Consider the following 16,547-nt stretch of genomic DNA (forward strand, 5'->3'; position numbering starts at 1 on the left):
AATCATAGACCATAAGATGCTATCGTCCATTCGTGCGCGCGTTGTATTGACATGCGTCGCACTCGTCGTCTTTTCCGTCGTCTCCAGCACCGCGACAGATTATTCGATTGCGAAGTCGAGTATGGGGGCTGCGATCGACCACGACCTGTCCTCGTCCGCCAACGATCACTCCGCTGCAATCAGCGACTGGATCGCTGAAAAAACTCAAATGATTGCATCGCTGCAAGACGTCGTGCTGACGACCGACCCTCTGCCGATGCTGCAGCAGATCGCCGTCGCAGGTGGATTTTTCGACGTCGGCGTCGGCTACCCGAACAAGACCGCGAAATTCAACGACTGGCCAAGCCCTCCTTCGAGCTACGATCCGACCAGCCGCCCCTGGTACAGAGCCGCCGTGCAAAGCGGAAAGCCCGTTGCCATCCCTTACGTCAGCACGAGCGGGGCATTGCTGCTCGGGCTGGGGATTCCCGTGATACGCGACGGCGTAGTGAAGGCTGTATTGAACGGCAATATTGCGTTGGACAGCGTGGTTGAGAACGTAAAATCGATTAATCCGACGCCGTCGAGTTTCGGCATGCTGGTTGATCATAGCGGCCGTGTTATTGCGTATTCCGATCCAGCGCTCAGGCTCAAACCGGTGACTGACATCGGGGCGGATTTCGCCGGGGTCACCTCTGCGTCGGCTGGCCCGGGGAACCCGCCGATGAAACTCAAGGTCGACGGAAAGACGAAGCTGATACGTGCGCAGAGTGTACCGGGTACAGATTGGGACCTCGTGGTCGCCCTCGACGAGTCCGAGGCGACCGCTGGCATGCGTTCGCTATTGAGTGGGTCGCTGGTGTCGCTCATCGTTATCGTCGGCATCGCGTCTGTCATAGGAGCTGCGATTACGTCGACCGCGTTCCGCCGCCTCGGGGCGGTTTGTCAGGCCATGACAGAGATCAGTTCGGGCACGGGCGACCTGACGCAACGTCTACCAGCCGATGGCCGGGACGAGGTGGCCAACATCGCACGTTCGTTCAACGAGTTCGCTGCCAAACTTCAAAGTGTGATGTTAGAGATCCGCGGTACTAGCGAATCAGTGCGTGCCGCCGCAAATGAAATTGCCGCGGCAAGCCTGGACCTTTCGTCCCGTACTGAGTCGGCCGCAGCGAGCCTGCAGCAGACTGCTGCATCGATGGACGAAATTTCGGGGACCGTAGACCGGTCGGCCGCGGCGGCCCTCGAGGCCGACCAGCGATCCGCCATCGCGACGCAAATGGCTTCACGCGGTGGTGAAATCGTGTCCGATGTGGTCGGCACAATGGCAGAAATCGAGGAAGCCTCCGATCGGATCGGCGCAATCATCAGCGTAATCGACGGCATAGCGTTCCAGACCAATATTCTCGCGCTCAATGCTGCTGTTGAAGCCGCGCGCGCAGGGGATCAGGGACGAGGCTTCGCAGTCGTCGCACACGAGGTTCGTAGCCTTGCTCAGCGCAGCGCCCAGGCCGCGCGCGAAGTGAAGCAACTTGTGGAGTCGACGGTCTCACGCGTTGCTGCGGGATCGTCCCAGGTGCGTAGAGCTGGCGAGACGATGAGCGAGATTGTCGCCAATGCGGTCGATGTTCAATCGGTCATTTCGGGCATCGCCCGTTCGGCAACGGAGCAGACACGCGGCATCCAGGAAGTCAATCTTGCAGTGATGCAGCTTGATGGAATGGTGCAGCAGAACGCCGCGTTGGTGGAAGAATCGGCAGCCGCATCGGCGGCCTTGCAGACGCAAGCGAACGCGTTGGCATCTACCATCGGACAGTTCAAGATCGCGTAAGAGGGCCGCGTGTCGTAGAGGTGGCTCTGCCCGAGCCGGAGCCCATCCTCCAGAGCGCGCCGGAGCCGATCGTCAGCGACCTGACGTTTTGACAACCAGGTCACGAAGCCAAGTCCGTCTTGCCAGCGCTTTTCGTCAGCGCCGGTCACCGCCGGTTGATTTCGGGTGGAGACGAACCACGATTCGAGACAGGGAGACGGTCTGCGCTGATAGAGGTTTTCACGTACCGAAGCTTTTGCGTGAGGGTTGTACCGGCCAGCTGTGCTATCGACCTCGCCGACCAGATCGCCGCCCAGTACCACGGCAGGCCACATTGATCGACCAACACCGGCCCACGAAGTGCTGCAGGCACAAGGTTGCTGTTGAGTTGACGAAACACGCGCCGCTCGCGACGAATACGCAACGGCCAAATTTACCATTCGCTGTGTGTCAGGTTGCTGACTCGGTGCGCTTTCATGCAACACTTTCAAACTGACCACATGTCGAGGCTTTTCTGAAATGTCCGGGTCTAGGCTAATTAGAGATGTCTGATCTCAGGGGTTGGTGTGGAGTCTGTCTTTCACGGGTTTCAACTCATGCGGTGTTGAAGGACTGCTTATGAACGGACAGGGCGTGTCAGTCCGTTCAGTGTGCCCTTGCAGACCGACGGCCCGGTTTTGATGCTGTCTTTGACTGTTTTGTGTGTTGATTCCTGACACCTGTGGCGAGGTGTTGCGCGACAGAGGGAACGGCCAATGTCAGCGCTTATCGACGCCTGAGTAATGTTTTGCAGAAAAAAACCAGCAGGAACCGTTGCGTCGCATGCGTGGCCGTTTCTGTTGCGCAGAATCCGGCGGGAAGCCTTGAGCTACCGTCGCAGGATGCCCGAAAAGCGCAACACTTTTAAACTGACCACATGTCGAGGCTTTTCTGAAGTGTCGTAGGGGTAGCCAAATAGAAATGTCGTATCCGGGGTTGGGTTTGACGTTGGGTTTGCCTCTGTCTTTAACGGTTTGAATCTCACACAGCGTTGAAGGACAGCGTGTGAACGGGCAGGGCGTGTCAGTCCGTTCAGCCGGGTCCTGCAGACCGACGGCCAGGTTTGCGTGTTTGGTTCGGCTGCCTGCGTTGTGCCAGTTCCGTGATCACACCGTTGAGGTCATCCTGGGTGAATTCACGCGGCTTCTTCGTGCCCTGCGCGCGTTCGGTTGCCCGAACCGGTTGTCCCTGATTCGTGCGCGCAGGGGAGCCGGAGATGCGCCGGTTGTCGCGTTGCGCCTGGATCGCCTGCGCGACCTGCAGCACGTGACTCAGGCGCTTGTGTTCAACCACCGCGCCCTGATCGATCTCGGCCAGCCGGTCGTACTGCCTGTACGGCAGCACCCGGCCATTGGCGCGGATCTCGATGCGCCCGTCCGGGTACTCCCACACGTCGATGTAGCGGTGGATCAGTTTGCGGTTCTCCGCCGTGTCATCCAGCAGGTACATCACGCGGTCGTACTGCACCGTCAGCGACTTCGTCACGCGTCGCGTCTCGCGCCAGGTCATCAGCAGGTCGAGATGCTCGTCAGCCCGCAGCGGCCGGTGTGCATCGAAATCGCTCTTCGGCGGCTTCGCGAAGCGTGCGTTGTAGGCGGCCATGAAGGAGGGCGCATACGCATTGGCCTGCGCCACCGTACTGATGCCACGCAGCCTCAGCTCCTTCACCAGCCGGTCCTGCAGCGTCAGGTGCGCGCGCTCGACGCGACCCTTGGCGGAGCTGCTGTTCGCACAGAACGTGTCGATGTTCAGCTCGAACATCGCCCGGCCGAAATGCGTCACGCTGCTTCCCGTTTCATGGGCTTTGCCACTGCGAAACACGCTCGCCTTGTCGCTATAGAACGCGCCAGGCTTGCCGTGGCATTCGATGTACGCCCGCGTTGCCTCGAAGTAGCTGAAGGTCGACTCGCTCGCCGTGAAATGCAGCGCCATCAGCCGGCTGGTCGCATCGTCGACATACACCAGCAGCGTGCAGGCCGGCGCGCGTTCCTCGAACCAGCGGTGATCGCTGCCGTCAATCTGGACCAGCTCGCCCAGACACGCACGACGCGCCCGCGGCTGGTAGAGCTTCGGCGGCCGCTGCCGGCGCGGAATCCACAGCCCGGCATCCGTCATCAGCCGCCGCACGGTCTCAGCGGCAAGCTTCAGCCCGTGGCATTCGGCCAGCTTCTCGCACGCCAGCGTCGGCCCGAAATCGGCATAGCGCTCCCGGATGATCGCCAGCGCACGGTTGGCCACGCCGGCCGGCAACTGGTGATTGCTGGCGTGCTCGCGCCGGCGGGAAACCAGTCCGCGTGCGCCTTCGGCCCGATACCGGTTGGCCAGCCGCTCGATTTGCCGCCGGCTGAGGCCCAGACGTTCCGCCGCACGCCAGGGCATCAACCGTCCGTCAACGACTGACTGGATCGCTCTTAACCGGTCAACCTCGCGCATGCTCATGGTGATCATCCCGCTATGGTCCATGATCGACTCCAGCCATCGTCATGGAGCTTCAGCATGAGCCCGAAGAGGCCCGACTGCGACATTTCTATTTAGCTCAAATACGACATTACTACTTGGGGCCTGCACCACATGTCGAGGCTTTTCTGAAGTGTCGTAGGGGTAGCCAAATAGAAATGTCGTATCCGGGGTTGGGTTTGACGTTGGGTTTGCCTCTGTCTTTAACGGTTTGAATCTCACACAGCGTTGAAGGACAGCGTGTGAACGGGCAGGGCGTGTCAGTCCGTTCAGCCGGGTCCTGCAGACCGACGGCCAGGTTTGCGTGTTTGGTTCGGCTGCCTGCGTTGTGCCAGTTGGCCCCTGACCAAGATTCGGTCGAATTGCGATCATAAGCCTTGAGGTTATAAGGGTGACGAGGTTTTCGTTGGTTTTGGAATAACGGAATCAGTCAGTAAATGCCTGCGCAAACTGCCTCGCCCGCTTTACATCGTCAGCATGCAAGTAAATCGACGTGGTCGAGATCGATGCGTGACGAAGGTTGTCCCGGACGGCGCTGAGTTCGACGCCCTTGGCGATAGCGTGAGTGGCATGCGTGTGCCGCATCCAGTGCGGCGTAGCCTGACGGAGTTTCTCGGCGAGCGCCGGACGGTCGTTTTCAATAATCTGCGCCGCTTGCCGGAAAAACCTGCGCATGACTTCCCACAACCGCAGGGGCTTGATGCCGGCATCGCTGTCGTCCAGGCTACCGATCAGCGGCGCGACTGGGTTCCAGCGCGCCCGGCTTACCGCCAGGCCCCGCTCCTGCAGATACCGGTCCAGCGCCGCGCGAGCGAGCGGTGTCAGGGTCACCCTGGCTGGCTTGCCGCCTTTGCCGGTGACGTGAAGCCAGTGATCACCTGCGGCGTCGATCTCGATGTTTCGCAGAGTCGCATTGGCCAGCTCGCTGATCCGCAGTCCCGTCGCGTAACCGAAATCCAGCATGAAACGAAGTCGCTGCGCTGCGGCTGCCTGCCAGCCGTACGACCACTCAAGCCCGTTGGCGATGGTGCGTGTGAGCAGCCATTCTCCTTCGGTGAAGGCGTGCGCGGTTTCCGCGGCCATGGCGCGCTTGCTGCCGCGCACCTTGATGCCGGCAAAGGGGTTGGCCACAACATAGCGCTGCTCCACCAGCCAGCGGAACATGGCGCTGAGTACGGCAAGCGCGTGCGCAATCGAACGCGCCGAGAGGTTGTCGACAAACGGTCTCCAGTTTGTTGATGTGCGCGGCCGCGGCGGTCCAACCCAGCGCTCGCGCGGGGTGGGTCTGCGCAGAAATGCCCTGTAGTCAGTTGCATCCCGCGTGGTCAGGGACGACAGGGCCTTGCCGCGGGCAACAATGGCCCAGAGGATCAGCCGTTCGGCTTCCTTACGGTAGGCGCGCTGCGTGGCCGGGGATTCGTGCAACGCAAGCCATGCCTGGACGGCGTCGTAATCGTTGTCGACGCCCAGGATGCAGGTCGACAGCGGTGCGCGGAACGCGCCTGCGGATCCGTCAACCTCATGCGGTAGCCGGAGTTGCTCCCATGGCGTCACGACTGACTGCCGGTCGGCGACGATCAGTGCGCGAGCCCGCTCCGTGAGTGCTGGATGCGCGACAAAGAATGCCTCGATCCGCTTTGCACTGGCGGGGCCGAGCCCCGGAACGGCACTCCACCACTGACGACGGCGGGGAATCCTTACCGTGAGATCAGCCAGGGTCCGGATGCCCGCCGCGTGCAGGACACGGGCAGCGCGATCCGGCAACCAGCGCGTAATGTCATCCCCGATCTGCGGCGTCGGTAAAGGCAGCGTGCGCAACGTTTCGACTGCCTGCGTGGTGGCACGGGCATGATGTCTGCGCTTGTGGGCCTGGCATTCGAACAGCGTCGCCAGATCCGCCCGCTGCCGGCTGCGGGCGTAAAGTGCAAGCTGCCGGCGGATCTGGCCGATGACGCCGCGTGCAGACTGCCCCTGACCGAGCCGGTCCCGCAGGTACCGGCTGGCCGCGTCACGCGAAGATGCGCCTTCGTACCAGGCGCGCAGCGCGGCAAGCGCGTCGGCATCGGGAAAATCGTTCGGCATGTCGGCGGCGGCCGGGTTCGGGAGACGCGTTTTCATGACATGGAGTTTAGTCCAGAAATGTCAATACAGAGATAATAACTGTTATCTCTGTACTGATCACGAAAGACGTCCCGCCAGGATTTTTCACGATGATTTTCCGGCTTAGATCGCCTGCAGGGCGCGACTCAAAAAGTCCGCGTGCACAGAGGTTCCGGAGGCCAGAAAGCGAATCTGCTGCCGCACGGATTCGGGATCGACGCCAGCGTGTTCCGCTGCCTGCAGCGTGGCGCGGCTTGCATCGAGCACATCGACACCTGTGATCTCGTAGCCGTAGCCCATCGAGATCCAGTGCAACGCCGCGAGACCGGCGGCCATGGCGAATCCCGGCTGCTTCTGCGCAAAGTCCCTGGCCGCGCGCGTCAACGTCCGGGGGTCGGTCGGGCTGGCATTGGCCAGCTTGATGGCCTGGTTGAACAGGCCTGCGTCCTTGGCTGCCGCGAACCACTTCCCTGGCTCGCCTGGCGACGCAGCAACCAGGTCGCTCAGGATGGTCTCTTGCGCGATGTGCGGATACTTCTTTGCGATGGCACGGAAAGTTGCCAGGTAGGTGGTGCCCTGGTTCGCTTCGCATGCATAGCGCCGGTATGCCTCGTCGGCAAGACCCGATGACAGCAGGATCGCCTCGCAAGCTTTCGCAATCTGCCCGTCCGGGCTGTTGAGGCCGCGCGTGTTTTCCGCGTAGGCCACGGCTTCAGCCTTTCTGCCCATCGCAAGCAGTGCCTTGACGCCCCAGCGTCGGTAGTGCCACATCTTGAACGGAGCGCGGTCCACCAGTGCGATCAACTGCGCATGTCGCCCAGCTGCATATAGCGAAGCCAGACAGATCGGTGTCCCCGCAAAATATCCCCCGGGCCCCTCGGACCAGACGTGCTCGACGAGATCAATAAACCTGTCGGCCCACTCGCTGGCGATTTCGGGCGTCACGCAGAGTGTGTCCCATTCGTCCGACAGACCTTCGATATAGGGGACGCCCTGATCCTGAATGGCTTCCCATAGCCGCTCGAGCCAGGCCTGGCGCGTGACTGTGTCGACCTGTGCGCCAGAAATGACCGGGACCAGTGTTTCGATCGCACGATTCACGGCCGTGCCGATCGCACCTGACGACCCGTCGACGTGTTCCAGCGCGGGCGAAACTTTCTCCAGAAATTTCACAGCGCCCTCTGCCGCAAGCACTGTATCGCCGCGCGCCACCTGCCGGATCTCCGCGAGCGCTTCCTTGATACGCTGGATCGGTACGTCCGAGCGCCAGCCGAAAGCGTGGCGCCGGAAACGCTGGGCGAACTGCCACTTGTACGAGGCAGGCTTCACAGTGGTTCGTCCGTTTCGGATCGCAGATCCTGCAGGGGGCGCAAGGCGAGAATCATTTTTTCGAGCACCATGATCCAGTCCTCGAGTTCCTCGATGGTGCAATCAGCCTGTTCGACCAGCGTAAGGTCATCCGTCGAGCACGACAGGCTCGCGCCATTGATAACGGTATGCGCCATGGCGTGCAGGCGCAGAAGATCGTCACGCAAACCATCGGGCTCGCAGCGGGCGCGGATGGTGTCGAAAAGATCCACGGCCTGCTGGATGACGGTCGTGTCGTATCGCTGCTGCAATGATTCCAGCGCGTCGGCATCGACGATGCCATAGGGGGTCTCAAGGTCGGGCATGGGATCGGGATCTCCGCAGGGAACGGACCGGGCCGGCGAACAGGTGATCGTGTATCCAGCCCTCGACGTGTCCAAAATCCAGTTCGTACCTGCCAAAACGTTTCAGGTTGCTGGTGAGGTAGGGACTGAGGAATCCAATGTCGTCGGGATTGACCTCAATGCCCTCATTCACCATCGATCGCAACGCCTGCATCATGTCCACCGTGTTCTGCAGGATCGCGGCCGAAGCCATCAGGTCGTTGTAACGCAGGCGTTTCTGCTGCTCGTCCGGGTCATTGACTGGCAACACATCTCCGCCGAACGAAAACCACTTGGCAAAGCCATTATAGGACTCGACCTTGTTGGTTGTGGCGGTGATCTCCTGTCGCAGTTCGTTGCTGCCGAGCCACTCAAGCAGGAATACCGTGCGAACCACCTTGCCAAGCTCCTCGGCCGCCAGGGACAGGCGATTTTTCGGACTGGCCGCACCGAAACGGCGCAGTAGAAGGGGCGATGAAATCGCTCCAGACTGGATCGACAGCGCGAGCTGCATCAGGTCCTTCCAGTGGCGCCCGATGAGTTCCCAGTCAACCGTTTCCACGAAAAGATCATCGATATGTTTGTATCGGGTCGCAGCATCCACGCGATACAGCTTGAGGTCCTGCCAGTTGCGAATCCGCGGCATCAGCTTGATGCCCAGCAGGTAGGTGAAGGCGAACACCGCAGCCGACTGCCCCTGGGTGTCGGCGTGCACCGTATCGGCCTCAACGCTCAATCCAGCCTTAAGCAGCCCTTCGATCACGTAGATGGCTTCCCATATGCCCGGCGGGATGAAATGCCGGAATACCGCGATATAGTTGTCGGCGACGTGGCGGTAGGCGACCGCGCCCATTTTCCGGTAGCGGAAGTGATAGCCTGCCAGCAGGTTGTTGTCGTAGAAGTCGTACTGGGTGCCGTCGGCTGCCACCGTCTTGCCGTCTCCCCAGTGCTTCGGCAGGTCAAGCCGGAGATAGAGTTCGATCAGCTCGCGTTGTGCACTCTCAAGGCGTTCGAGACTCAAGTGCCGGCGGTTGACGAACGACATCATGTGCGGCGTGATCCTGTCACCCATGTGGCGCGCGGCCTGGGTGGGACCAAGATTGCACCCCATTGCGAAGATGGTAAGCAGGTACCGCTGTTCGGCGTCGCGGATTTTGGGATCGTTGCCGCTTAACGGACCAAAGTGTCGTGTGAAATGTGTCCAGTGCTCGATATTGGCGAGTACGTCCAGCAGATTGCGCACAGGCATGCGCTTGACGATCGCCTTTTGCAGGGCCACCGCGCTTTCAGGGATGACCGTCGCCGTGGTGCGACGGACAACAAACTCACCTGCCTTGTTGACTGTCACATGGTCGGACTTCTCGGGAAAACGCTCATCCAACTGGCGTGCTGCATCGGAGAGCCATTCGCGCAGCTGCGCCACAAAGCCGGCACTGCTGTCGGCAATGCCAAGCCTCTCGCTGTATCCCGGCAGGCGCTTCTCACATTCATGCCAAGGCAACAGGTAATCGCGATAGTCTGCAAAGGCATCCGAGCCGGCTACGCACAGGTCTCCGCTGCGCAGTTCCCTCGTCATGGCGGACAGTACGCACAGTTCCAGATAACGCCGGTTTGTCGTCGCACCCTTCTCGGGCGGGCGGAAAACCAGCTTGCGCCAGCGCTCGGAAGCAAAGCTGAGATCGACCTCGACGTTGATCCATTCGCGATGAAGCGATTCGTTCCTGAAAACGACCTCCATTGCCTGCAGCAAGGACTCGGACTGGGTGGTCGAGCTCCATGCCAGTGCATGCGCCAGACGTAGTAGTACTGATCGATGTGCCTTGAAATGCCTCCACAGCAGCGGCAGATAATTTCTGCCGCTGTAGGCCCGGACCTCGGCACAGCTTTCGCGCAATGGTTCGAGGTCGCCCGACGGCGCCAGATATTGGCGAACACGCGCACCAAGTTCGGTGTCGTCGGTATAGTCGTCGAGAATATTGACGACGCCGTCAAGCGTATCGACCAGGCTTTCCATCTGTTCGCGCTGACGTGCCTGGATCTGGTCTAGCTCTTCCCTGGCCCGCTTGTGGATTGCGCTCATACGACGGATGAACATCTCGGCCAGGTCGTCGCGGGCTCGCACGCGCATTTGATGCAGCAACGCGACAATGAGCGTATATCGCCGCTCCGGCAGGGTTTCCTTCAGATTCGCCGCGTCCAGACTCATCGCCTGCGTCGAGAGGGAGCGCAGCTTTGTCGCGGGAACACCCTCCAGCGCATGGTTGAAGTCGCCAAAACCATCGAGCCAGGCAAGATGGTCGACGAGCAGGGAGATATGCTTTCGCGATGGGCGTAAGGCGTATCGCTTGATGGTGTTGTACGCGCTCTGGCGCTGGTTGAATTCGCGCTTGATCAGCCGGTCCAGTTGGGCCTTGTCCTCATCAGAGAGGCGACGCGAGACACGTCGGAACAGCGCTGTTTGAACTCGCGTGTGGATCTGCTCCACAATGGCATCGAGCGTCGAGAACGCGGGCAGTTCGACCTGCTGCTGGATCAGGCTGTCGATGGTTGCATTGATGATGTCCACCGGCTGATCCATCGTCTCGGCAGCCTCATGTGCCGCGCGTACCGCGATTTCGTTGGCATCGGAGCCGTAGTAGGACTGGATGCCGAGAAATTCGCGGATTGCCGCATAGTGACGAAACAAGGCGGGCGACCTTGCCCTGTTGTAGCCGAATGCGGCCTCGGCGCCTATGTTCGCGCTCGCCCGGATGTGCTCGATGACAACGGGGGGAATGGCGTCAACGAAGGGAAAGTAGTGCATCTGCTGAAAGACCTTCAGCAGAACCAGCAGGCCCAGTCTCGAGGACTGGCCACGCGCGTTGCGGCGCACCCACTCAAGCTCTTCGACGTCCGGCGTATAGAACGCCTGCAGTTCCTCCGGTGAAAAACCCTTGGGCAACCTCGGATACGCGGTACGTTCGATGGTCGCCATGCCGGATTCCGGATCTCGAATGGGCTGGCCAGTGTAGCGCAAAAAATCCGGCAAAGCCGTCACACTTGTGCCAGTCTGTGCAACCAGCTGGCCGCTATAATTTTCGGATTCAGAACGCAGCGAAGGGGACAGAAACATGGGCAAAGCCAGCCAGCAGAAAAAATCGTCGCGCGCCCGCAAGCTGGGCACGCGCGACCTGGAGGCATTGCGACGGGGAGCGGTTCAGTCAGGGATCCCCGACGCTATCGTTCTCGATCGTAATGACCTGCCGCCGGAGCAGAAAATCTCCTGGCCCCTCGCCCAACTGCTTCAGGATGAGGTATCCGATCATCCAACACTGGAGGAATATCAGAGCGCACTGACGGCGATAGTTGCGGCGTGGAATACCAGCCTCCTGCCCGAGAGCGAGCGTGCTGAAGCGCTACGTGATCAGATCGGATTCGACAAAAGTGTTCCACCCGAAATACGGCGTGAGGTCACACAGGGCATCGAGCGCCTGATTGAGGAAAAAGTGGCCCGTTTTCCCCATGACCGCCGCCGTATCGTCTCGTGGGAGGCGAGACTCGAAGGTGACGTACTCCGGGTCGTAGCGGCGGCCTCTGACGGTCCCCGGCACGATACCCTGGAGGATGCCATGCGGGGTTTGCTGCGAACGATGTCCGCGTAAGAGACCGCACATTCAGACCAGTCAGCTAAGGACGCGACCGTCCCGCGCTGGCTGACCACGTTGACCTGTCTGCATGCCGACGCGCAAGCGGACGCGATAGCTCAGGGACGCATCCACAGCCCGAGTTCCTTATTCCATCAAAGCATAGAGATCCGTCGCTTCATAACTTTCAGGCTTATGATGGCAATTTGACCGGATCTTGGTCAGATCCCAAGATTGGCCAATCGCTCGATATTCCGCAAGCCGCCGAACTTCGGCAGACCACGAATTCCGCCGGACTGGCGGCGATGCTGGCGTCCTGGGTAGGCATAACGGACTATCTGCACGAGCCGCCGGCAGGACACTCACGTCCGCCGCTGTCCGCGACCTTCAATCACGCACTCACGTTTTGCTTTCAGTCACAAAACGAGATTGGCCAGAAGGGCGTCCTGTTTCATGGTGCTAGCGATCGCTTCGTAGCCCAGGCGATCAAGGACACGTTGCCATACTTTCTTGGCGCTGTTACCGACGAATACATCCGGAATCAGCAGCTGCTGAAGCAGGTCCGCGCCGAAATCCGACAACTCGAAAAGCGGCTGGCCGAAGCGTCCGCAATCGTCGGGGACGGCGTGAGTCGTGCTGACACCCTGCTGGCAGAGGCCAAATCGGTCGGGCTGTCCGACCTCGCGGATGACGCTTCGTGGGCTGACAAAGTGGAAGTCCTAAAACGGATACAGAACTCTCCGCTCGCTGCACCTGTTGCGGATGGCGATGACCAGGCCGAATTCAATCGACTGACACAAAAACGTACCGAGTTAATGCAGGCGCAACGTGCTATCCAGGCTGCAATAGACAGGGCGCGCGCGTTTGAAGGCAACTCTCGCGGATTTGCAAAGGAAGCCGCTGAGCATGTCGCCCGGTTGGACGCCATCTCCGTTTTCGAACCCTCCGTTCAGGGTCATGCGTGTCCATTGTGCCTGCAGGACCTTCCGACAGCGTCTTCCGCGCCGTCAATCGGTGAGCTGCGTACAGCAAAGGACACTATCGGAGAGCGCGGCGGCGCGATGGATTCGGCGACGCCACGCATTGAATCCGCGATTGTTGAGATTGAACAAAAACTCATCGAGAACCGTCGTGACCTGGAGGCGAATCGCGAGTTACTCGGCTCCATCAAGCGGTCAAGCAAGCGACTACAGCTCGCGTCGGACAAAGAGGCGCGACAGGCCCTCGTAGTTGGACGCATCAGCCTATACGTCGAAAACATTCCGGAGATGCCCGACGTAAGTGAGCAACTCAACAAGCTTGCAAAGCTCAGGGAGCTGGAACTGGAGCTCTACGAAGCCGTCAGTACCGACGCCATCCAGGAACGTCTGGAGTCGTGTCTGTCCAACGTCAACCGCAGTCTCTCCGACTACGCTGAACGTGTCGACCTCGAATACTCGGATAGTCCGCTGCGCCTCGACCCGAGGGCGCTGACCATTGTTGCAGACACCCCGAATCGGCCGATCCCGATGCGAGAAATTGGCAGCGGAGAAAACCACGTTGGCTACCACATCGTTGCGCATCTTGCCCTGCACAAGTGGCTCGCGGAACGAAAGCGTCCTGTTCCCTCATTTCTTCTGCTCGATCAGCTTTCGCAGGCGCATTTCTCTCCAGATGTCGAGCAGCGCGAAAATGTGGATCTCACCAAAATCGATACCGACCGGAAGGCCGTCAAAGCGCTTTACAAGTTGATCTTCGACGTGATCGAAGAGGAGGAAGGTCGCTTCCAGATCATTATTACGGACCATCCTGACTTCAGCGATGATCCGCGTTTTCAGGCCGCTGTTCGCGAGCGCTGGCGCAACGGGGTCAAGCTTATTCCGCAAGACTGGCCGTTATCGAGATAGCAGTTCATTTCCAGCTTCGTCCGTTTGTCGCATTGCTTTGCTCGGCCCTGGCCCGTGCCGGCCGTGGTTCGCGAAAGGCTCGCACATCGCCGGGCGACCGGTCCTGCCAGAAGGCGCGGGGTTGCTGACGTAAAAAAGTATAGGATAAGGGAATACATGATTTCATTTTCTCCGGGTTGGTGGGGACGCCTAGTTGCGGGAGTATCCCAATGGACGATTGTTCTGAATTCACCTGAGAGTGAGATCAATGAAGCAGACGGAAGTCGTCGGCGCGTCGCGGTAGCGGCTATCGAATCCGCGCGCATTCTTCCCAAGTGGTTCTGGGCGACCATCGTCATTGATTTTCACGGGGAAGAGTTTGCGCTTGCCGGGTTGACGAGAAAAAATGCGTCCGCCCTGGTGAAGTCTGCGGCCAATCTCGAGCAGCAGCGGAAAACCGGTCTTGAAAGAGAGCTGCGAAGAAAATATGCGGAAGTTCTTCCGCATATGAGGGCACTCGACTCTGAACTCACAATTCTCACCCAGCGAAACCGCTATATCCGTGACTATGATGTGCACGTGCTTCTCGATACCGTTCGTTTACACGTGGCACATCTTCCGGTCACGTCAGCACTACTCGACAAATGGCCCTTCGCTGACGACGTCCGATACGACAAAACCAGGTCACGAGTTCTTGAAATTTCGGAGATGGTCAAACCACCGCACACGGGCGTCCATAAGTGGAACGCCGACTATGTCAAGCGCGAAATGGCCGATCCGCATTGGATCGACTTTTTCCAGCAGGTGGAGAAATCGGAACTAACAGAGGAACAGCAGGAGGCCGTGGTCATTCACGAGGATCGTAACCGGCTGGTGGCGGCCGCAGGTTCCGGCAAGAGCTCAACACTTGTCGCGAAGGTCGGATATGCGATACAAAAAGGCTATGTTGATTCGCAGGAAGTGCTCGCCCTTGCATTCAATGACAAAGCGGCGGAGGAGATCCGGATTCGACTCGCAGACCGGCTTGGTATTTCGATCAGGGCACAGACGTTCCACAGCCTTGGAAATTCGATTATTCGCGATGTGACCGGGCAGAAGACCCGTCCTGAAGTCGGTTCGCGGCAACTCATGCAAAAAGTGGTCACCGAACTCAGGACTAGCGACAGTTCGTTTCTGTCGCGCTGGCTCCTGTTCAAGGCAGTCCATTGGGAATCGGAGCCGGAGATGGAGTTCGACGATGTCGAATCCTATGAAGCCTTCATTCGAAGCAAGGGAAGGAACGAAGGTGAGCCGGAAAAATGGGGCATTCCGACGCTTCAGGGAGACCCTGTAAAGTCGTTCGAGGAACTCTCGATCGCTAACTGGCTTTACGTCCATGGGGTGCAGTACCGCTACGAATCGCCGTACGAACACAGCGTTACCGAGCATGGCTGGAGAAAATACGAGCCGGACTTCATGTATGTCCTGCCTGATGGCCGTCGGCTTTATCACGAGCATTTCGCGTTACGAGGGGACGGAACATCGCCGTTCGGCGAATCCTATGTCAGGTCGTCGGCAAGCAAGCGCCAATTGCACGCTGCTTGCGGAACCATTCTGATCGAAACGTCGAGCGCACAATTCAAGGATGGTTCCATATTCACGTATCTGCACGATACGCTCAGTTCATATGGGGTGGTTTTTTCGCCAAGATCGAGTGAAGAATTGCAGCAACGTCTGAAAGATCGCAATGATCTGGATTTGATAAAGCTTATGCTGACAATTATCTCGCACTCCAAGGAAAGCGGGCACAGCGAAGGTCACATAAAGAGGCAAGCGAAACACCAGACTAATCTGGTTCGCGCACTTGCATTTGTGGATCTGCTCGTTCCAGTTTGGCAAGCCTATGATTCCCGCCTTCACGATGAGCTTAACTCGATCGATTTCGCAGACATGATCGGCATGGCCGCAACTTACGTTGAAGAAAAGCGCTACCCGTCACGGGCGAAGCTCATTTTGGTGGATGAATTTCAGGACATCTCCCCCGGACGAGCAAGGCTGGTCAAGGCCTTGTTAGCCCAGCATCCTGATTCTGTCCTTTTTGCCGTAGGAGATGACTGGCAAGCGATTAACCGCTTTGCTGGTTCGGACCTGTCCATCATGCGTTCGTTTGATGAGCATTTCGGAAAGACTGAAACCCGTTATCTCAGCAAGACTTTTCGAAGCAATCAGGGAATCAGCACAGTAGCAGCGCGATTCGTGGCGAAAAATCTGACGCAGATTCCGAAGAAGGTGTTGGCGGACAACAAAGAAAGCCGGGGCGTGATCCGGATCGTCGAATATTCGGGCGACGCTGGCTTGCTGGAGTGTATCGAGACCAAGATTCGCGAACTTGCCGCACTTGCGGTTGAGCGCAAGCAGGTCATCACAATTCTTTTGCTCGGTCGCTACAGGTATGAAACAACTGGCCCGGTTACCGAAGCACAAGTAGATAAATGGAATCAGCAGTACAGCGGACGCATCGAGATAAAAAAGAAACTAACGAACAAGGAAAAGCCATCGGAGCCGCTTGATACAGTTCACAAGTCGAAGGGGCTCGAAGCCGATTTCGTCATTGTTCATAGTTTGCAGGCAAAGTGGTACGCGTTTCCTTCAGAGATGGAAGACGATCCACTTTTGGGCCTGTCTTTCACGGGCCGCGAGACTTTCGAATACGCGGAGGAGCGCAGACTGTTTTACGTGGCCCTCACACGGGCTCGCGAGCAGGTGACCTTGCTGATGTCATCGAAGGAGCCTTCGAGATTCGTGCTTGAGTTGCTCGACAAAGAGTATGACGGTGCCGTCGTTTTCGAGGGAAAGCATGACAAGCCCAGAAGATGTGACGTCTGCAAACAGGGCTACATGACACCGAGAATCGGGCGGCGGGGCCCATTCTTCGGTTGTACAAGATTTAGCTCGGCACAATGCTTCAATACGGCGGACACGATTTACTAAGCAATGCACACAT

General features: G+C 58.9%; 9 protein-coding genes. 4 read left to right on the plus strand and 5 right to left on the minus strand.

Features of this window, described 5'->3' with window-relative positions; all coding sequences use genetic code 11:
* Positions 1-16: 16 nt before the first annotated feature.
* Entirely contained in the window at positions 17-1,810 is a 1,794-nt protein-coding gene (locus BLQ92_RS08675) for a methyl-accepting chemotaxis protein (RefSeq protein ID WP_090683451.1), read from the plus strand.
* Positions 1,811-2,860: 1,050 nt separating this feature from the next.
* On the opposite strand, the gene BLQ92_RS08680 is transcribed toward BLQ92_RS08675, so the two are convergent.
* From BLQ92_RS08680 to BLQ92_RS08700, 5 genes are all read right to left on the minus strand, one after another.
* The gene (locus tag BLQ92_RS08680; RefSeq protein ID WP_143016538.1) at positions 2,861-4,291 is read right to left on the minus strand and encodes an ISNCY family transposase; all 1,431 of its coding nucleotides are present in this window, start codon (positions 4,289-4,291) and stop codon (positions 2,861-2,863) included.
* Positions 4,292-4,711: 420 nt separating this feature from the next.
* On the minus strand, positions 4,712-6,403 hold the full coding sequence (locus BLQ92_RS08685) for a site-specific integrase (protein ID WP_090683453.1): 1,692 nt from the start codon (positions 6,401-6,403) through the stop codon (positions 4,712-4,714).
* A 105-nt stretch (positions 6,404-6,508) separates the two neighbouring features.
* Positions 6,509-7,714 carry a hypothetical protein gene (locus tag BLQ92_RS08690; protein WP_090683455.1) on the minus strand — a complete coding sequence of 402 codons (1,206 nt, stop codon included), beginning with the start codon at positions 7,712-7,714 and terminating at the stop codon, positions 6,509-6,511.
* Positions 7,711-8,058: a Tn3 family transposase post-transcriptional regulator TnpC gene (gene tnpC / locus BLQ92_RS08695; protein ID WP_011875611.1), complete on the minus strand. Its 348-nt coding sequence runs from the start codon at positions 8,056-8,058 to the stop codon at positions 7,711-7,713. The genes BLQ92_RS08690 and tnpC overlap by 4 nt, the downstream gene beginning before the upstream one ends.
* Positions 8,045-11,050 carry a Tn3 family transposase gene (locus BLQ92_RS08700; RefSeq protein ID WP_090683457.1) on the minus strand — a complete coding sequence of 1,002 codons (3,006 nt, stop codon included), beginning with the start codon at positions 11,048-11,050 and terminating at the stop codon, positions 8,045-8,047. The genes tnpC and BLQ92_RS08700 overlap by 14 nt, the downstream gene beginning before the upstream one ends.
* Before the next feature lie 136 nt (positions 11,051-11,186).
* On the opposite strand from BLQ92_RS08700, the gene BLQ92_RS39895 reads away from it, so the two are divergent.
* The 3 genes from BLQ92_RS39895 to BLQ92_RS08715 all read left to right on the plus strand — a co-directional run bounded on the left by BLQ92_RS39895 (position 11,187) and on the right by BLQ92_RS08715 (position 16,534).
* Entirely contained in the window at positions 11,187-11,717 is a 531-nt protein-coding gene (locus BLQ92_RS39895) for a hypothetical protein (RefSeq protein ID WP_176860733.1), read from the plus strand.
* Between the two features lie 188 nt (positions 11,718-11,905).
* On the plus strand, positions 11,906-13,585 hold the full coding sequence (locus BLQ92_RS08710) for a DUF3732 domain-containing protein (protein ID WP_143016539.1): 1,680 nt from the start codon (positions 11,906-11,908) through the stop codon (positions 13,583-13,585).
* 156 nt (positions 13,586-13,741) lie between these two features.
* Positions 13,742-16,534, plus strand: a complete 2,793-nt coding sequence (locus tag BLQ92_RS08715; RefSeq protein WP_090683460.1) for a UvrD-helicase domain-containing protein — start codon at positions 13,742-13,744, stop codon at positions 16,532-16,534.
* Positions 16,535-16,547 lie beyond the last annotated feature (13 nt).

This window comes from Paraburkholderia phenazinium (assembly GCF_900100735.1).
Classification (GTDB): Bacteria; Pseudomonadota; Gammaproteobacteria; order Burkholderiales; family Burkholderiaceae; genus Paraburkholderia; species Paraburkholderia phenazinia.